Source organism: Paenirhizobium daejeonense, from assembly GCF_014280875.1.
In the GTDB taxonomy this organism is placed as follows: domain Bacteria; phylum Pseudomonadota; class Alphaproteobacteria; order Rhizobiales; family Rhizobiaceae; genus Allorhizobium; species Allorhizobium daejeonense.
Window position 1 is genome coordinate 1 of record NZ_JACLAL010000015.1, and the last position, 13513, is coordinate 13513.

Annotated in this window: 12 protein-coding genes and 1 pseudogene; 8 read left to right on the forward strand and 5 right to left on the reverse strand. The window is 62.2% G+C overall.

The genetic code is table 11. From position 1 onward, the window contains the following. From H4I99_RS23510 to H4I99_RS23545, 8 genes and pseudogenes are all read left to right on the forward strand, one after another. Positions 1 to 891 (forward strand): annotated as a pseudogene (locus H4I99_RS23510) (IS3 family transposase); the annotation flags it as partial. Positions 892 to 1381: 490 nt separating this feature from the next. Next, the gene (locus H4I99_RS23515; RefSeq protein WP_244625277.1) at positions 1382 to 1945 is read left to right on the forward strand and encodes a TetR/AcrR family transcriptional regulator; all 564 of its coding nucleotides are present in this window, start codon (positions 1382 to 1384) and stop codon (positions 1943 to 1945) included. Next, on the forward strand, positions 1942 to 2406 hold the full coding sequence (locus H4I99_RS23520; protein WP_163897400.1) for a tripartite tricarboxylate transporter TctB family protein: 465 nt from the start codon (positions 1942 to 1944) through the stop codon (positions 2404 to 2406). The genes H4I99_RS23515 and H4I99_RS23520 overlap by 4 nt, the downstream gene beginning before the upstream one ends. Before the next feature lie 11 nt (positions 2407 to 2417). Continuing rightward, positions 2418 to 3953: a tripartite tricarboxylate transporter permease gene (locus H4I99_RS23525; RefSeq protein ID WP_163897397.1), complete on the forward strand. Its 1536-nt coding sequence runs from the start codon at positions 2418 to 2420 to the stop codon at positions 3951 to 3953. Positions 3954 to 3974: 21 nt separating this feature from the next. After that, positions 3975 to 4979 carry a tripartite tricarboxylate transporter substrate binding protein gene (locus tag H4I99_RS23530; RefSeq protein WP_163897395.1) on the forward strand — a complete coding sequence of 335 codons (1005 nt, stop codon included), beginning with the start codon at positions 3975 to 3977 and terminating at the stop codon, positions 4977 to 4979. Between the two features lie 183 nt (positions 4980 to 5162). After that, positions 5163 to 6497, forward strand: a complete 1335-nt coding sequence (locus H4I99_RS23535; protein ID WP_163897393.1) for an MmgE/PrpD family protein — start codon at positions 5163 to 5165, stop codon at positions 6495 to 6497. A 40-nt stretch (positions 6498 to 6537) separates the two neighbouring features. Continuing rightward, positions 6538 to 7293: a sulfite exporter TauE/SafE family protein gene (locus tag H4I99_RS23540; protein ID WP_163897391.1), complete on the forward strand. Its 756-nt coding sequence runs from the start codon at positions 6538 to 6540 to the stop codon at positions 7291 to 7293. Positions 7294 to 7319: 26 nt separating this feature from the next. Next, the gene (locus tag H4I99_RS23545; RefSeq protein ID WP_206110918.1) at positions 7320 to 8681 is read left to right on the forward strand and encodes an MmgE/PrpD family protein; all 1362 of its coding nucleotides are present in this window, start codon (positions 7320 to 7322) and stop codon (positions 8679 to 8681) included. A 254-nt stretch (positions 8682 to 8935) separates the two neighbouring features. Here the strand turns inward: H4I99_RS23545 and H4I99_RS23550 are convergent, their stop codons facing one another. Genes H4I99_RS23550 through H4I99_RS23570 form a run of 5 tightly spaced genes read right to left on the reverse strand, consistent with a single transcriptional unit; the run spans position 8936 to position 13505 of the window. Beyond that, positions 8936 to 9298, reverse strand: coding sequence for a 4Fe-4S binding protein (locus H4I99_RS23550; RefSeq protein ID WP_163897389.1), 363 nt, complete (start codon positions 9296 to 9298; stop codon positions 8936 to 8938). Next, complete coding sequence (locus H4I99_RS23555) at positions 9295 to 10884, reverse strand: FAD-binding protein (RefSeq protein WP_163897387.1); 1590 nt, start codon at positions 10882 to 10884, stop codon at positions 9295 to 9297. Before H4I99_RS23555 ends, H4I99_RS23550 begins: the two co-directional genes overlap by 4 nt. Before the next feature lies 1 nt (position 10885). Next, positions 10886 to 11647 (reverse strand): ABC transporter ATP-binding protein, encoded by a 762-nt coding sequence (locus tag H4I99_RS23560; protein WP_163897385.1) that lies wholly within the window; start codon positions 11645 to 11647, stop codon positions 10886 to 10888. After that, on the reverse strand, positions 11620 to 12510 hold the full coding sequence (locus tag H4I99_RS23565; RefSeq protein ID WP_163897384.1) for an ABC transporter permease subunit: 891 nt from the start codon (positions 12508 to 12510) through the stop codon (positions 11620 to 11622). The genes H4I99_RS23560 and H4I99_RS23565 overlap by 28 nt, the downstream gene beginning before the upstream one ends. A 20-nt stretch (positions 12511 to 12530) precedes the next feature. Next, a complete protein-coding gene (locus H4I99_RS23570) occupies positions 12531 to 13505 on the reverse strand; it encodes an ABC transporter substrate-binding protein (protein WP_163897382.1) in 975 nt (324 codons plus the stop codon). Positions 13506 to 13513 lie beyond the last annotated feature (8 nt).

A 13513-nucleotide genomic window follows, 5' to 3' on the forward strand; every position in this document is an offset into this window, starting at 1 on the left:
TCGCGTTTATTGCAAAGCACCGCTCGATCTGGCCCCTTTCGTCGTTGCTTTGCAACGACTGCCGGGCAGAGGGTGGCATGGCTCTGTGAAGCGCTGGGTGTATCGCGTTCCGGCTTTCATGCCTGGTTACATCGGTCACCGAGCCAGCATGCCCGGTATGACGAGGCTCTGCTCGACAAGATCAAGGACAGCTTTAAGGACAGCGACCGCACCTACGGCGCGCGGCGTGTCTGGCATGATCTTCTCGCAGAAGGCTTTTCCTGTGGGCTGCATCGCGTCGAGCGTCTCATGCGCGACAACGCATTGAGAGCAAGACCGAGAAGGCGGGGTTTGCCGAAAGACGACGGTGAGCGCCCGGTCATCATGCCGAATGTTCTGGACCGTCAGTTCTCGGCGGGAAGGCCGAACCAGAAGTGGGTGGCCGATTTTACCTATCTATGGACGGCTGAGGGTTGGCTCTATGTGGCTGCCGTAATCGACCTGTTCTCGCGCCGTGTCGTCGGCTGGTCGATGAATGCCAACATGACGGCCCAGCTCGTTACAGATGCGCTGATCATGGCGATCTGGCGCAGAGGCAAGCCGGATGCGCTTCTCCACCATTCGGATCAGGGGAGCCAATACACCAGCGAGCAGTTCCAGCGTCTCATGACCGATCACGGCATCACCTGCTCGATGAGCCGGTCAGGCAACGTCTGGGACAATGCTGCGATGGAAAGCTTCTTCTCATCACTCAAAACGGAAAGGACAGCTCGCAAAGGCTACCTGACCAGGGACGATGCAAAGGCGGACGTGTTCGACTACATCCAGCGCTTCTACAATCCGAAGCGTCGGCATTCGACACCGGGCTACCTCAGCCCGATGGAATGTGAAAACAAGGTCGGATTAGCCTAACTCGGTGTCCGAAAAACCGGCAGCAGGCCAGTCAAACCTGTTTCATGTGCGAGCTCTATTGCCCGGTGGACGCGCTTTACGTCGAGCGACCCGGCCTCCAGTGCCGGCCACACGGTTGACAGCATCCGGCAGGCGGGTCTGTTCGGCAGCTATCGACGCTTCATCGGCTGGGCGAAAGATACGCGCCATCTGCGCAATGTGGACGACCATTTCCGCCTGCCGCAATCGCGGGGCTGCCATCACAAAATAATCCATGACCGGATGATCCTTCACCATCCTACTGTCTTCGCTCCCGCGTCGATTTTCTCCATCTACAACCTGGTCGTACCACCAAGGCAGCGCTGTCATAAAAAAACGTTCTCAGCGGCGACCAATCAAAAGAACATATTTTCTATTTAATAGGTAGGAAATATGCAGAATAGAGAGAAAGATCATTCTTTCTCTCTGGTGTCCCATGACCGCCGCAACGAATGCAGAAACGCCGCTTTCCATGCGTGAACGCCTTATCCACGCCGTAGCCGATCTGTTTTACCGGCATGGCACGTATCGTTTGGGCGTTGACGACATCGTTCGCGAACTGAAGGTCACGCGCGCCACCCTCTATCGTCATTTCGAGGGCAAGGAGGCGTTGGTCGTCGCCTATCTCGAACACCGGAACACAACGGTGCAGCGGGATCTGTCGCTGTTGACCACGGGCAAGACCCCGCGCGATGCCGTATCCGCAATATTCTCCAACCTCGTCACCAAGACCGGCAGCAACGTCTTCCGGGGCTGCTCCTTTCTTGTCGCCGTGGCGGAAAACCCAGGATCGGACCCCATTCGGGCCACGGGCCGGGCACACAAGCTGTTCCTCGAAAAGCTGTTTCGCGAGATCCTCGACGGCTTCCACGAACGTGACCAACTCGCGGAGCAACTGCTGCTGCTCTACGAGGGCGCGCTCGCCGCATCCGTACTGAGACCTGACGCAAGACCGGCGGAAACCGCCCGGCAAGTCGCGGACATGCTGGTCGGGCATGCCGTCCAGGCTCTTCCCACCGGCGGAGATGCACGATGATCAATCTGTCGCTGGGCCTGTCCGCCTTCGTGATTGCCGGCCTCTACACCATTGGCATCCTGCAGATACCGATCCTCGGTTTCGGCGATCCGCTCGGCCCGCGCCTTCTTCCGGGCCTTCTCGCCGGCGCCATGGTACTGGTCGGAATCGCACTCGTAATCGAGGGCCTGAAACAACGCGGCTTTCGAGCCGAGATGGCGCGACTCGCCGACTATTTCCGAGATCGCGATTTTCGCGTCACCGTCATCGTTGTCTCCTGGACCGCGCTCTACTTCGCGGTCTTCATCACCGTCGGATATCTCATCGCGACCGCGATATTCCTGCTGGGGCTGATCCTTGCCTTCCATCGCGGCAGCCGCATTGCCGGCGCGACCGCCTCTGTCGCGTTTGCTGCCGGAAGCTACTTCCTCTTTGCCGGGCTGTTCGGCGTACCGCTCCCAAGCGGCATCCTGTTTTTCTGATCGGACGCCCCATGACCAATTTCGAACACATGCTGGCCGGCTTCGCGACGGCATTCGAGCTGCAAAACCTGCTCTTCATCCTCGCAGGCAGCATTCTGGGCACGATTGTCGGCGTTCTGCCGGGTCTTGGCCCATCGGCCGGTATCGCGCTGCTCCTGCCCATCACCTTCGGCATGGAGCCGACCGGCGCCCTGATCATGATTTCGGCGATGTATTACGGTGCGATGTATGGCGGCTCGACAACCTCGATCCTCATCAACACGCCGGGCGAATCCTCTTCCGTGATGACGACGCTGGACGGCTACCAGATGGCGCGTAACGGTCGCGCCGGCGCAGCGCTGGCGGTCTCCGCGATCGGCTCCTTCGTTGCCGGCACCTTCAGCGTTCTCGCCCTCAGCCTGCTCGCGGTCCCCCTTGCCCGCTTCGGATTGCGCTTTGGCCCGATCGAATATTTCAGCCTCATGCTGTTTTCGATGGCAGCCGTCTCCAGCCTGACCGGGAAGTCGGTGACACGCGGCCTGTTCTCCATGGTCCTCGGGCTGATGATCGCAACTGTCGGGATAGACCTGCAAAGCGGTTCGCCGCGCTTTACCGGCGGCATTGCGCAGCTACAGGACGGCGTCAGCTTTCTTGTGATCGCAGTCGGCATGTTCGCGGTCTCCGAAGTGCTGAGCACATTCGAGGATCATGTGCGTGGCGCAGCACCGGTCCTGCGCATTCGCGGGCGATTATGGCTGACGCGCGAGGAATGGCGCCGCTCGATCCTGCCCATCATTCGAGGCACGCTGATCGGCTTTGCCAAGGGAGTCCTGCCCGGTCCCGGCGCGACCATTTCAACCATTCTCTCCTATGGTCTTGAACGCGCGCTCCACAAGGAAAAGGACAAGTTCGGAACCGGCATGATCGAAGGCGTGGCAGGGCCTGAAGCAGCCAACAATGCCGCGGCCGGCGGCGCCATGGTGCCGCTGCTGACCCTCGGCCTGCCCAGCGGCGGCACCACCGCGGTACTGCTTGGCGCTTTCGTCATGTACGGCCTGCAACCCGGACCGCTGATGATGACCCGTAATCCCGACGTGGTCTGGGGGCTGATCGACAGCATGTATCTCGGCAACGTGATGCTGTTTATCCTCAACCTGCCTCTGATCTTCATCTTCGTGCGGCTTCTCTACATTCCGACTGGCATCCTTCTGCCGCTGATCCTGACGATCGCAACGATCGGCATCTTCTCGATCGACGGAAGCACGCTCGATCTTGCTCTTGCACTCGGCTTCGGTGTCGTCGGCTACATCTTCCGCAAGCTCGGCGTGCCGCTCGCACCGATGGTGCTGGCGGTGGTGCTGGGCAAGAGCCTCGAACAGTCCTTCCGTCAGTCGATGACTATTTCGGGGGGCGATCCGGCAATTTTTCTTTCGAGCCCACTTTCTGTGACCTTCATCACGCTCGCACTCGCCATGTTCTTCCTGCCTCTGGCGTGGAGCAGGCGACAGCACATTGCCGCCCTCGCAGCTCGCCTGCGTAGCGGCAGACACAACCCCGTATCTTATTGAAAACAAAGGGAGTAAATGCCGATGATCGAAAAACGCATGATGATGACGCGCCGGACCTCGCTGATGGCCGCGATTGCCGCCGCCGGCACCGCCGCCATGCCCCGCATGCTCTCGGCACAGTCCACCTGGAAGCCGGAAAAGCCGGTGGAAGTTGTGGTCGGCGTCGGCCCCGGCGGGGCGAACGACCGCACCGCCCGAGACGTCGAGCGTTTCCTCAAGGATGGTGGCTTCCTGCCGGCAGGCAGCTTCGTTTCCAACAAGCCCGGCGGTGGTCATGCCGTAGCGCTTGCCTACACTCTGGAACATGCCGGCGAGGCAAATATCCTGCAGGTCGTCGGCGGGGTGATGCTCTCCAACAACATCCTCGGCCGCAGCCCAATCTCCTACAAGCAGTTCACCCCGATCGGTACGCTCTTTGACGAGCAGATGGTGTTCGCGGTCGGCGCGAAGTCGGACATCAAGAATGCTGAAGACCTCGTCGAGCGCCTCAAGAAGGACCCAGCCTCCGTTTCTTTCTCGATCTCCACCGGTATCGGCACCACCAACCATATCAGCGTACTTCTGCTGGCAAAGCAGCTTGGCCTCGACATCAAGAAGGTCAAGGCCGTCAGCTTCAACTCGTCGACCGAAGGCGTCACGGCCACCATTGGCGGCCACATCGACGTGGTCGTCACCACACCCTTCGCCCTTAACCCGTTCGTCGAATCCGGTGAGTTGCGTTACATCGCAGCCGCCAGCGCCGAGCGTTCCGGCGGTCTGCTGGCAGAGGTGCCGACTTGGCGCGAACTCGGCCATGATATCGTCGTATCGGCATGGCGCATGGTCGTTGCGCCGCCGAACCTCAAACGGGAAGAGATCGCCTACTGGGACAAGGCAATCGCCGCCATCACCGCCACCCCTCAGTGGAAGGCAATGCTGGACAAGGAACTGCTTGTCGCCCATACGCTGACCAGTACCGAAACCGCCGCCTATCTGGACAGCGAGGACAAGCGTTACCGCGAACTGCTCGGCTCGATCAGCCAATAAGCGCTGCCTTACTGGCTTCGGCAGCGCCATTTTGATCCGGTTGGATCAAAAGGCGCTCCACGTTCTCACGCTTCAATCGTGATCCCGGCGCCCTCCGTCTCGCGCCGGTCAGCCCATGTCTCCGATTTCCCGCAAGGGGCATTATCGCCTCTTGCCCCCACAGGCAATTCCGCAGGATACCCCATGCCGACCGACACCGTTTCCCGGGCCTTCGCCCGCAACATCCTGAACAGCTTCCAGCGTGACATGCCCGACGAAGCCCGTGATCGCGCGCGTCTCGCGATCATCGATACGCTGGGCGTGACCCTGGCCGGCAGCCGTCATGAAGCCAGCGAGATACTTCGCTCCGTGGTGTTGCCGACTGCTGCTTCCGGTTCAGCACGCGTCTTTGGTACGGACCTGCGACTGAATAGTGCAGATGCCGCGCTGCTCAACGGCACGGCGGCGCATATGCTTGACTATGACGACTCCAACTCTCACCTGCACGGTCACGTTTCCGTCGCCATTCTTCCGACGATCCTGGCAGTAGCGGACGAGCACGGGATCAACGGCGAGCCAGTCTTGAAGGCCTTTGTCACCGGCTTCGAGGCCGCGGCGCGCCTCGGCAACACGGTAAGCCGACAGCAATATACGCATGGATGGCATCCGACGACCACCGTCGGCATCTTCGGCGCGGTGGCCGCCGCCTCCGTCCTCCTTTCGCTTGACGAGGAGCAAACCGCGACGGCGCTTTCCATCGCAACCTCGTTTTCTTCGGGCATCAAGTCGAATTTCGGCAGCATGACGAAGCCACTCATTGTCGGCCACGCCAATCGCAACGCGCTGACCGCGGTCGCGCTCGCAAGAAACGGCTTCACCGCCGGTGCGAAAGCCTTCGAACATCACCATGGTTTTTTCGCTGTCTTCAACGGCGATCCGCAAACCTATGCTCCGGAATTCCTGACTGAACCGTGGGATGGCGAGCTGCGGATTCTCGACCGGGCGAAGGGCATCAAGCAGAAGCGTTTCCCTTGCTGCTACGCGCTCGCACCGCCGCTCGATGGCGTACTGGCGCTCCGCGCTGAACACCGTCTTGAAGCGCAGGACATCGCAAGCGTGACCATCGGGGTCCATCCCATCCGCTTTCCGCATATCAATGTTCCCGAACCGGAAACACCGCTCGCCGCCAAGTTCTCGACGAACTACACGCTTGCCCGGGCACTGGTATCCGGCGCTGTGACAATGGAGGATTTCGAAAGCGTCAGCCGCTTCGAGGACCCGGCAACACGTGCGCTGATGCCCCGTGTCACGCTTTCTCGATATGACAGCGACAATCCGAGCGGCGCATCTGTTCTCATCGAGACAGTTGATGGCCGCCGGCTGGAGACCTTCATCGAGGCCGCCCTGGGCTCTACCTACGATCATCCGCTCCCCGATGCAGCGATCCGGGAAAAGTTCCTCGATTGTGCGACACGCGCCCTTTCTCCTGATGAAGTTCGTGCTCTGCTCGCGCGACTAGAGGCCGACGACTTCACATGATCGCGTCTTTGCATCCGATAAGCAGCGGGCATGACAGTCTATGACCATGTTCGACTGGCTTCCCTCCGAGACAACACCGCTCTTCGCCACCGTGCTCGTGCTTGCAAGCTTTTTCACCTCGGCGCTGACCGCGGCGCTGGGGCTGGGAGGTGGCGTTGCAATGCTTGCGATCATGGGTACAGGCCTGCCGGTGACAAGCCTGCTGCCGGTGCATGGCATCGTGCAGCTCGGTTCCAATTTCGGGCGCACGGTCATCCAGCACAGGTTCGTTCACTGGGAACTGACGGGCTGGTTCTTCGCCGGCAGCCTGGTCGGTATCGCGATCGGCGGGCCGGTCGCCACAGCCCTGCCCGATACCGCCGCCAAGATTGCACTCGCTTTCTTCATCCTGTGGTCGGTGCATGGGCGCAAGCCGAAACCTGCGGGAACAGGCATAGCCTATCTCGTCGGCGGCGGCATCATCACCTCCATCGGCACGATGATCGTCGGTGCAACGGGGCCACTGGTCGCTGCACTGCTTTCTGCCCGCGGCCTGACGAAACAGCCGCTTATCGCCACACACGCAACCTGCATGGTGCTTCAGCACGGTTTGAAGATCCTCGCTTTCGGTCTGCTCGGTTTCGCCTATGCCCAATGGGCACCCCTTCTGGCGGCCATGATCGCAAGCGGCGTCTTCGGAACATGGGTGGGCTCCCGGCTGCTCGACCAGCTGCCGGAAAGCACCTTCCGCTTCAGCTTCCGCATCGTCATGACGCTGCTCAGTGCCCAGATCATCTGGAATGCCCTCTATCCGTGATGCCGTCCCTTGGAAAGGAATGCCCCGTGACCGAAATCGCCCGCAACGAACGTGGCCGCGCCCTTGCAGACTATATCGCCGAAGCGGCGGGACGGGATTATCCCGCTGAAGTCGTCCACGAAGCCCGGCGGGCGCTGGTGGATTATCTCGGCGTCACCGTGGCCGCCGCCTTCGATGAGACCGTGAAGCCGGTGCGCTATCTCGCGGATCGCTGGCAGGCATCCGGTCGGGCGCGTATCGTTCTCGGCGGCACGACGACGCCGGCCATAGCAGCGCTGATCAACGCGACCGCAACGCATGCTATGGACTTTGACGACGTGCACTATCTCGGCGCCGGCCATCCCGGCGGTCCCTGCTGGTCGACGGCGTTTGCCGTGGCGCAGGAAAATGGTGCTGACGATCAGCTCACACTCGGTGCGTTCATTACGGGTTTCGAGGTGATGGCCCGCCTGGGCGGTGGTGGCGTTCCCGGCGTCGGACGGAAGCTGCAACGCAAGGGTTTTCACCCCACCTCGGTCGTTGGACGCATGGGGGCTGCGGCCGTCGCCTGCGCGCTCTATCACTTGGACGCCGGAAAAATCACCAACGCGCTCGGCAACGCCGCAACGACGGCCGGCGGGCTCGTCGGCTCCTTCGGCACCCACGGCAAGCCGTTTCACGCCGGCAAGGCCGCAATGGACGGTATTCTGGCCGCCGATCTGGCCGCGGCCGGCCATATCGGCGCATCCCATCTCTTCGAATTGGAGAACGGCTGGCTCGACGCCTTTATCCAGGACAAAAACGTCGAGGTGCCGCCGCTTGACTTCGAGGAACGCTTCGAACTGCTGCGCAACGGCTACAAACTCCTCGCCAGTTGCCGTGCTACCCACGCTTCGGCCCAGGCGGCCCACCAACTCGCCGGGCAGTTCGATCTTGCCGAGGTCGAAACCATCGAGGCGCAAGTGCATCCAGGCGCGCTGGTCACGGCTGGCAAGCTCTCCCCACGTAGCCCGCTCGAAGCCAAGTTCAGCGTCTCCTTCTGTGTAGCGATGGCGTTGAGCGGCTATCGGCTGGTGTGGACCGATTTCTCCGATGCTGTATTCGCAGACGCGCACGTCGCCGAACTGAACGGCAAGGTTCGTCTCCAGCCCGTCGACGGACAATCGCCCGCATCAGCCCACGTGATCGTGCATCTGAGGAATGGCGCGACGTTGCGCGCTGACACCAACGTCATCCTTGGGCACCCGGAAAACCCGGTCAGTGACGTCGGCCTGTCGGAAAAATACCTTAGCCTCACCGTCCCGGTTCTCGGCGATGCGCGGGCGCAGACGCTGCTGGATGCCGCATGGACGTTTGGCGCAAAAGGAACTGTTCATCCGATCGGCGAACTGCTCGCTGGGGACTGGTAAGTCCCTCAAGCGGACGCCTGCAAACTCGCACTCGGATCCGTGACGCCTTGAGAGCTTGCTGAGGTCTGAACCCCGTTCCGGTTACTTTTTTTGCGCCACGTAGCGCTCCTGGAGTTTCCAGCCGAAGCGCGAGCGCTTCACCGTCGGACAATGCGGCAAAAGCAAAAAGATAAAGCATTTCCGGTGATCTCGTGATCACCGGAAACTTTAGGTTCTCAACAGAGCAGATCAGGCCGAGATTGATGTGAGCGCTCTCAAGGCCGCGGATGGTCGGCCGCGGCGCGGGCGCGGAGGAAGACGCTTTCCATTTGCCAGTGCTCATTGGTGTATCGCGGATCGCCGGCCCATTCATCCCATCCGTGATGACGACGGAACTCGCCGAGAAGACCGGAGGCGATGATCGCCTGCCGGTCCACCGGCTCCGGCTGCTCCCAGTTCGGGCCGACATAGATGGCGTCATGTGTGCAATAGAGCTCGCACATGTAGCAGGTCTCGCAATCCTCCTGCCGCGCGATGCGCGGTGCCTCGCCCTCCACCAGTTCGAACACGTTGGTCGGACAGATCTCGACGCATTTGTTGCAGGCGACGCAACGTTCCTCGACGATAAACTCGATCATGATGCAAGCTCCAGCGGCTGATCGCCGTCAGTGGCGGTGTAAAGGGTATCGAGACCACCGACGACAATGCGTCGATTGAAGCGGGCATCGCTGTCCGGCCTGTCGTCGCGCTGGTGCATGCCGCGGCTTTCGTCCCGCACCAGCGCTGACAGCACCGACCACCGGGCCGTCGCCAGCATGGCCGCGGTCTCGCGGGTCCTGAGCACATTGCCATCTTCGCCTGCAGCATGTGAGCGGAACACCTTCCACACATCCTCCAGCACATCGGCCGAACGTTTCAGCTTATCCCCGGTCCGGAAGATGTTCCTGTCGAAGGAAAGCGTCTGGTCCTGTATCAGGCCGAGCGCGCCCTTAAGATCCACGCCATGCGTCGAAGGCGGACGAAGACCCACCTGCCCGATCGGGCGACCGGAATCCCGGGCGCTGTGGCGGGCCGCAAACTGTGCCGCTCCGGCCCCGGCCCACTGACCGGAGGAAAGCGCCCAGGCCGAATTGATGTTGCCGCCACCGGAAATTGCGCCGGCCACCAGTTCGCGCGTCGCAGCGTCACCGGCGGCATAAAGGCCCGGCACCGATGTGCCGCAATCCGGCGTGACGACGCGAAGCCCGCCGATGCCGCGCACTGTGCCTTCGCCATGCATGGTCACCTCGAATTTCTGGCAATACGGATCGATGCCCCGGCGATGGAATGGCAGGAGGAAATTGGGCGAGATGATCGGCACCTTGGCGATGATATCGGCCGGCGTGCGGCTAAGATCGCAGAACACCTTGCCCTTCAGCATCGCAGCAGCAAGCGGGCGGCTGGTATCCGGCCCCGGCGGCAGCGGAATGACATTGCCGTCCTCGTCATAGTAGGTAGCGAAGGCATAGGACATGGAGCGCGTCATGTTCGTGCCGGCAAGCGCCACAGTGTAGTAATTGGTAAACTCCATGCCGGAAAGCTCGGCGCCCGCCTCAGCGGCCATCAGATAGCCGTCACCGGTATTGGTGTGCGAACCGAGAAGGCCGGAGAGGAAGGACGTTCCCCCCGTCGCCAGCACTACGGCCCCGGCATTGACCTGCCAGTCACCACCATGCTGCCGGCGGATGCCGCGGGCGCCGGAGACGGATCCGTCCGGTCTCTGCAACAGTTCGAGCGCTGGACAGTGATCGAGCACGGTAACACCGAGACTGTCGATGAGCTTGCGCAGGGCGCGCATGTATTCCGGTCCGCGCAGTTCGCGGTAACGCGTCGCCCCGGTCTCGTCACGGGAGAAATCATAGAAGCCATGCAGGGTCGGCAGCGTCTCCCAGGTCTTTTCCAGAACCCGCGCCATCCACCGGGGATCGTTGAGGCCGAAACCGGCGATCTGGCGCTTGCGGATCGCAGTCTCACGCGCCTCCGGCGGATCCGGCGGGATCCACCAATGTCCCGGCCCGGCGGTTGCCGTCACGCCGCTCGTTCCGCAATAGCCCTTGTCGGCCAGAATGACGGTCGCGCCGGCACGACGCGCCGCGACTGCCGCCCAGGTGCCGGCAAGACCGCCGCCGATGATCAGCACGTCAGCACCGAGCTGAATGCTGTGTTCGCTCGTATTCCTGCTCATTTCAGATCGTCCTCTCTGCGCCGTGCCTGACGCCCAGCCAGTCGAGCAACTGTCCGCGAATTCTGGCGAATGCCGGATCTGCCACATCGCGAGGGCGTGGCAGATCGATCACCTCGTCATGGGCGATGATGCCGTCCTTCATCACCAGCACGCGGTCGGAAAGCAGCACGGCCTCCTCGACATCATGGGTGACAAGCAGGACAGCGCAGCCATGGCGTTGCCAGAGTTCGCCGACGAGTTCCTGGGCCTTGATGCGGGTCAGCGCATCGAGCGCCGCGAAGGGCTCGTCAAGCAGCAGCAGATCCGGTTCGCGCACCAGCGCCCGGGCCAGCGACGCCCGCTGCGCCTCACCGCCGGAGAGCACCTTCGGCCATTGCTCGGCGCGATGGCCGATACCCACCTCTTCGAGCGCATCGACCGCCCTCTTGCGGTCTCCGCCGGGCAGACCGAGCACCACATTGCGCCAGACCTTCTTCCACGGCAGCAGGCGGGGTGCCTGAAAGGCCACGGCGCGGCGGAAGGGAACCTCGACATCGCCGGTGAACTCCCGGTCTAGATCGGCGAGGATGCGCAGGAGTGTGCTCTTGCCGCAGCCACTCGCCCCGAGCAGCGCCACGAATTCTCCCGGCGCGATATCGAGATCGAGTTCCTGCAGCACATCGCGCGCGCCGAAGCGGCGGGAAAGGCTGCGGACGGAAACCGCCGAACGGGCAGCGGATGGGACATGCCCCGGGCTCACGCCCCGTTGAATGCCGGTCGCCATGACAGGAATACCTTCTCAAGAGTACGGACGGTGAAATCGACGGCGAGCCCCAGCAGCGCATAGACGACGAGGCAGACGACGATGACATCGGTCTGGAAGAACTCGCGGGCATTGGCCATGAGATAGCCGATGCCGGCGGTGGCATTGATCTGCTCGCCAAACACCAGCGCCAGCCAGGCAATGCCGAGCGAATAGCGCAGGCCCACCAGAGCGTTGGGCAGGGCTCCGGGCAGCACGACGTTGAGGATCATCTGGGCGCGGGAAAGGCCGATCGTCCGCCCGACCTCGATCAGCGACTGGTCGACATTGCGAATGCCGGCATAGACATTGAGGTAGAGCGGAAAGGCCGTGCCGAGCGCAATCAGCGCGATCTTCGGCGCCTCGCCGATGCCGAACCAGATGATCAGCAGCGGGATGAGCGCCACGTTCGGCACGGTGCGCAGCATCTGCATCGTGGCGTCGATCAGGTCTTCGCCAAGGCGGAACAGGCCGGACAGCACCGCGAGCGAAACACCCACCGTGCCGCCGATGGCAAGACCGATCAGCGCCCGGCTGAGCGAAACCCACATGGCTTGCGGCAACTCACCGGTCTCGATCAGCCGCGACGCGCTGGACAGCACCGTGGACGGCCCGGCCAGAACCTCGCCCGGCAGCACGCCGGTCACCGATGCGATGTGCCACAGCAGGATCAGCGCCACCGGCCCCGAGGTCCGCCGCAGCCAGCGGGGTATCCCCCGCCCGGCTGCCGAGACCGGCTCGATCCTCTGCAATGCGACACCGGCGCCATCCGCTTTCGCGGCCGGTTGCGGTTCCTGTTGCCGGAGCTTTTCCGTGCGCGACAGGTCAATCGTTGCGAAAGCCATGGTCTACACTCCGCTCGGGATCAGTTGATCGGAATGTCGCGATAGACGTAGTCACCGAGATTGAGGGATCCAGTCAGGACGCCGGCTTCCTTCCAGGTCTCAAACACGGTTTGCAGCGAGGCGACGAAGATATCGTCGATCGGCTTGCGCTTGTAGGCCGCTTCATCCGGGTAGATCTTCTCGATCGTCTCCTTGTCCTGCTTGGCGAAGCCCGCATAGAAGGCAATGTATGCATCCTTGTTGTTGCGCGACCAATCATAGCCCCGATCGATGCGGGAAACGAAATCGGCGATTGCCGCCACCTTGCCGCTATCGGCCAGCGCGTTGTTGGTGGCGCTCACCACGAAATTACCGGTGTTGATGCCCTGCCCATCGACCAGTTCGGTGGCGTTCAGCGTGCCGATGGTGCGCGCCTTGTAGACGCCCCATGTTCCCCATGCATCGATGCTGCCGGCCTGGAAGGCGGCGCTGGCATCGGCCGGCGTCAGGAAGGCGAGCTTGACGTCATTGGCCGTCAGACCGGCCTTCTTCAGCGCACCGAGCGTCAGGTAATGCGCCACGCTGCCGCGGGTGGTCGGGGAGATCGTCTTGCCCTTCAGATCGGCGAGGCTCTTGATCGGGCTGCCGGCCGGAACGAGAATGCTGCTGCCGAGCCCGCCATTGGAGAAGTTGGCGACGACCTTGATCTTGGAACCGCCGGCGATGGCGCTGACGGTCGGAGAATCCGCAGCCTGGCCGATATCCACCGCATCCGCCTTCAGCGCTTCGTGCAGGTTGACTGCCGCCGGGAAGACCGACCATTCGATCTTGTAGGGCACGTCATTCAAAAGGCCGGCAGCCTCCAGTTTCGCGCGGGTCGCGCCGGTCTGGTCGCCGACGCGCAGCGTGACCTTGCTCAGGTCTTCGGCCGCATGGGCAGCGGCGATACCAGTGATACCAAGCACGGCAAGGCCGCCAAGGAGCGATGAAAACAGACGTCGGGAAATCAGGGTCATGGTGTTTC

Bases quoted from the DNA above. Each gene is read 5' to 3' on its own strand.
- H4I99_RS23515 (WP_244625277.1), top strand. From the start codon at position 1,382: ATGCGTGAACGCCTTATCCACGCCGTAGCCGATCTGTTTTACCGGCAT.
- H4I99_RS23520 (WP_163897400.1), top strand. From the start codon at position 1,942: ATGATCAATCTGTCGCTGGGCCTGTCCGCCTTCGTGATTGCCGGCCTC.
- H4I99_RS23525 (WP_163897397.1), top strand. From the start codon at position 2,418: ATGACCAATTTCGAACACATGCTGGCCGGCTTCGCGACGGCATTCGAG.
- H4I99_RS23530 (WP_163897395.1), top strand. From the start codon at position 3,975: ATGATCGAAAAACGCATGATGATGACGCGCCGGACCTCGCTGATGGCC.
- H4I99_RS23535 (WP_163897393.1), top strand. From the start codon at position 5,163: ATGCCGACCGACACCGTTTCCCGGGCCTTCGCCCGCAACATCCTGAAC.
- H4I99_RS23540 (WP_163897391.1), top strand. From the start codon at position 6,538: ATGACCATGTTCGACTGGCTTCCCTCCGAGACAACACCGCTCTTCGCC.
- H4I99_RS23550 (WP_163897389.1), bottom strand. From the start codon at position 9,298: ATGATCGAGTTTATCGTCGAGGAACGTTGCGTCGCCTGCAACAAATGC.
- H4I99_RS23555 (WP_163897387.1), bottom strand. From the start codon at position 10,884: ATGAGCAGGAATACGAGCGAACACAGCATTCAGCTCGGTGCTGACGTG.
- H4I99_RS23560 (WP_163897385.1), bottom strand. From the start codon at position 11,647: ATGGCGACCGGCATTCAACGGGGCGTGAGCCCGGGGCATGTCCCATCC.
- H4I99_RS23565 (WP_163897384.1), bottom strand. From the start codon at position 12,510: ATGGCTTTCGCAACGATTGACCTGTCGCGCACGGAAAAGCTCCGGCAA.
- H4I99_RS23570 (WP_163897382.1), bottom strand. From the start codon at position 13,505: ATGACCCTGATTTCCCGACGTCTGTTTTCATCGCTCCTTGGCGGCCTT.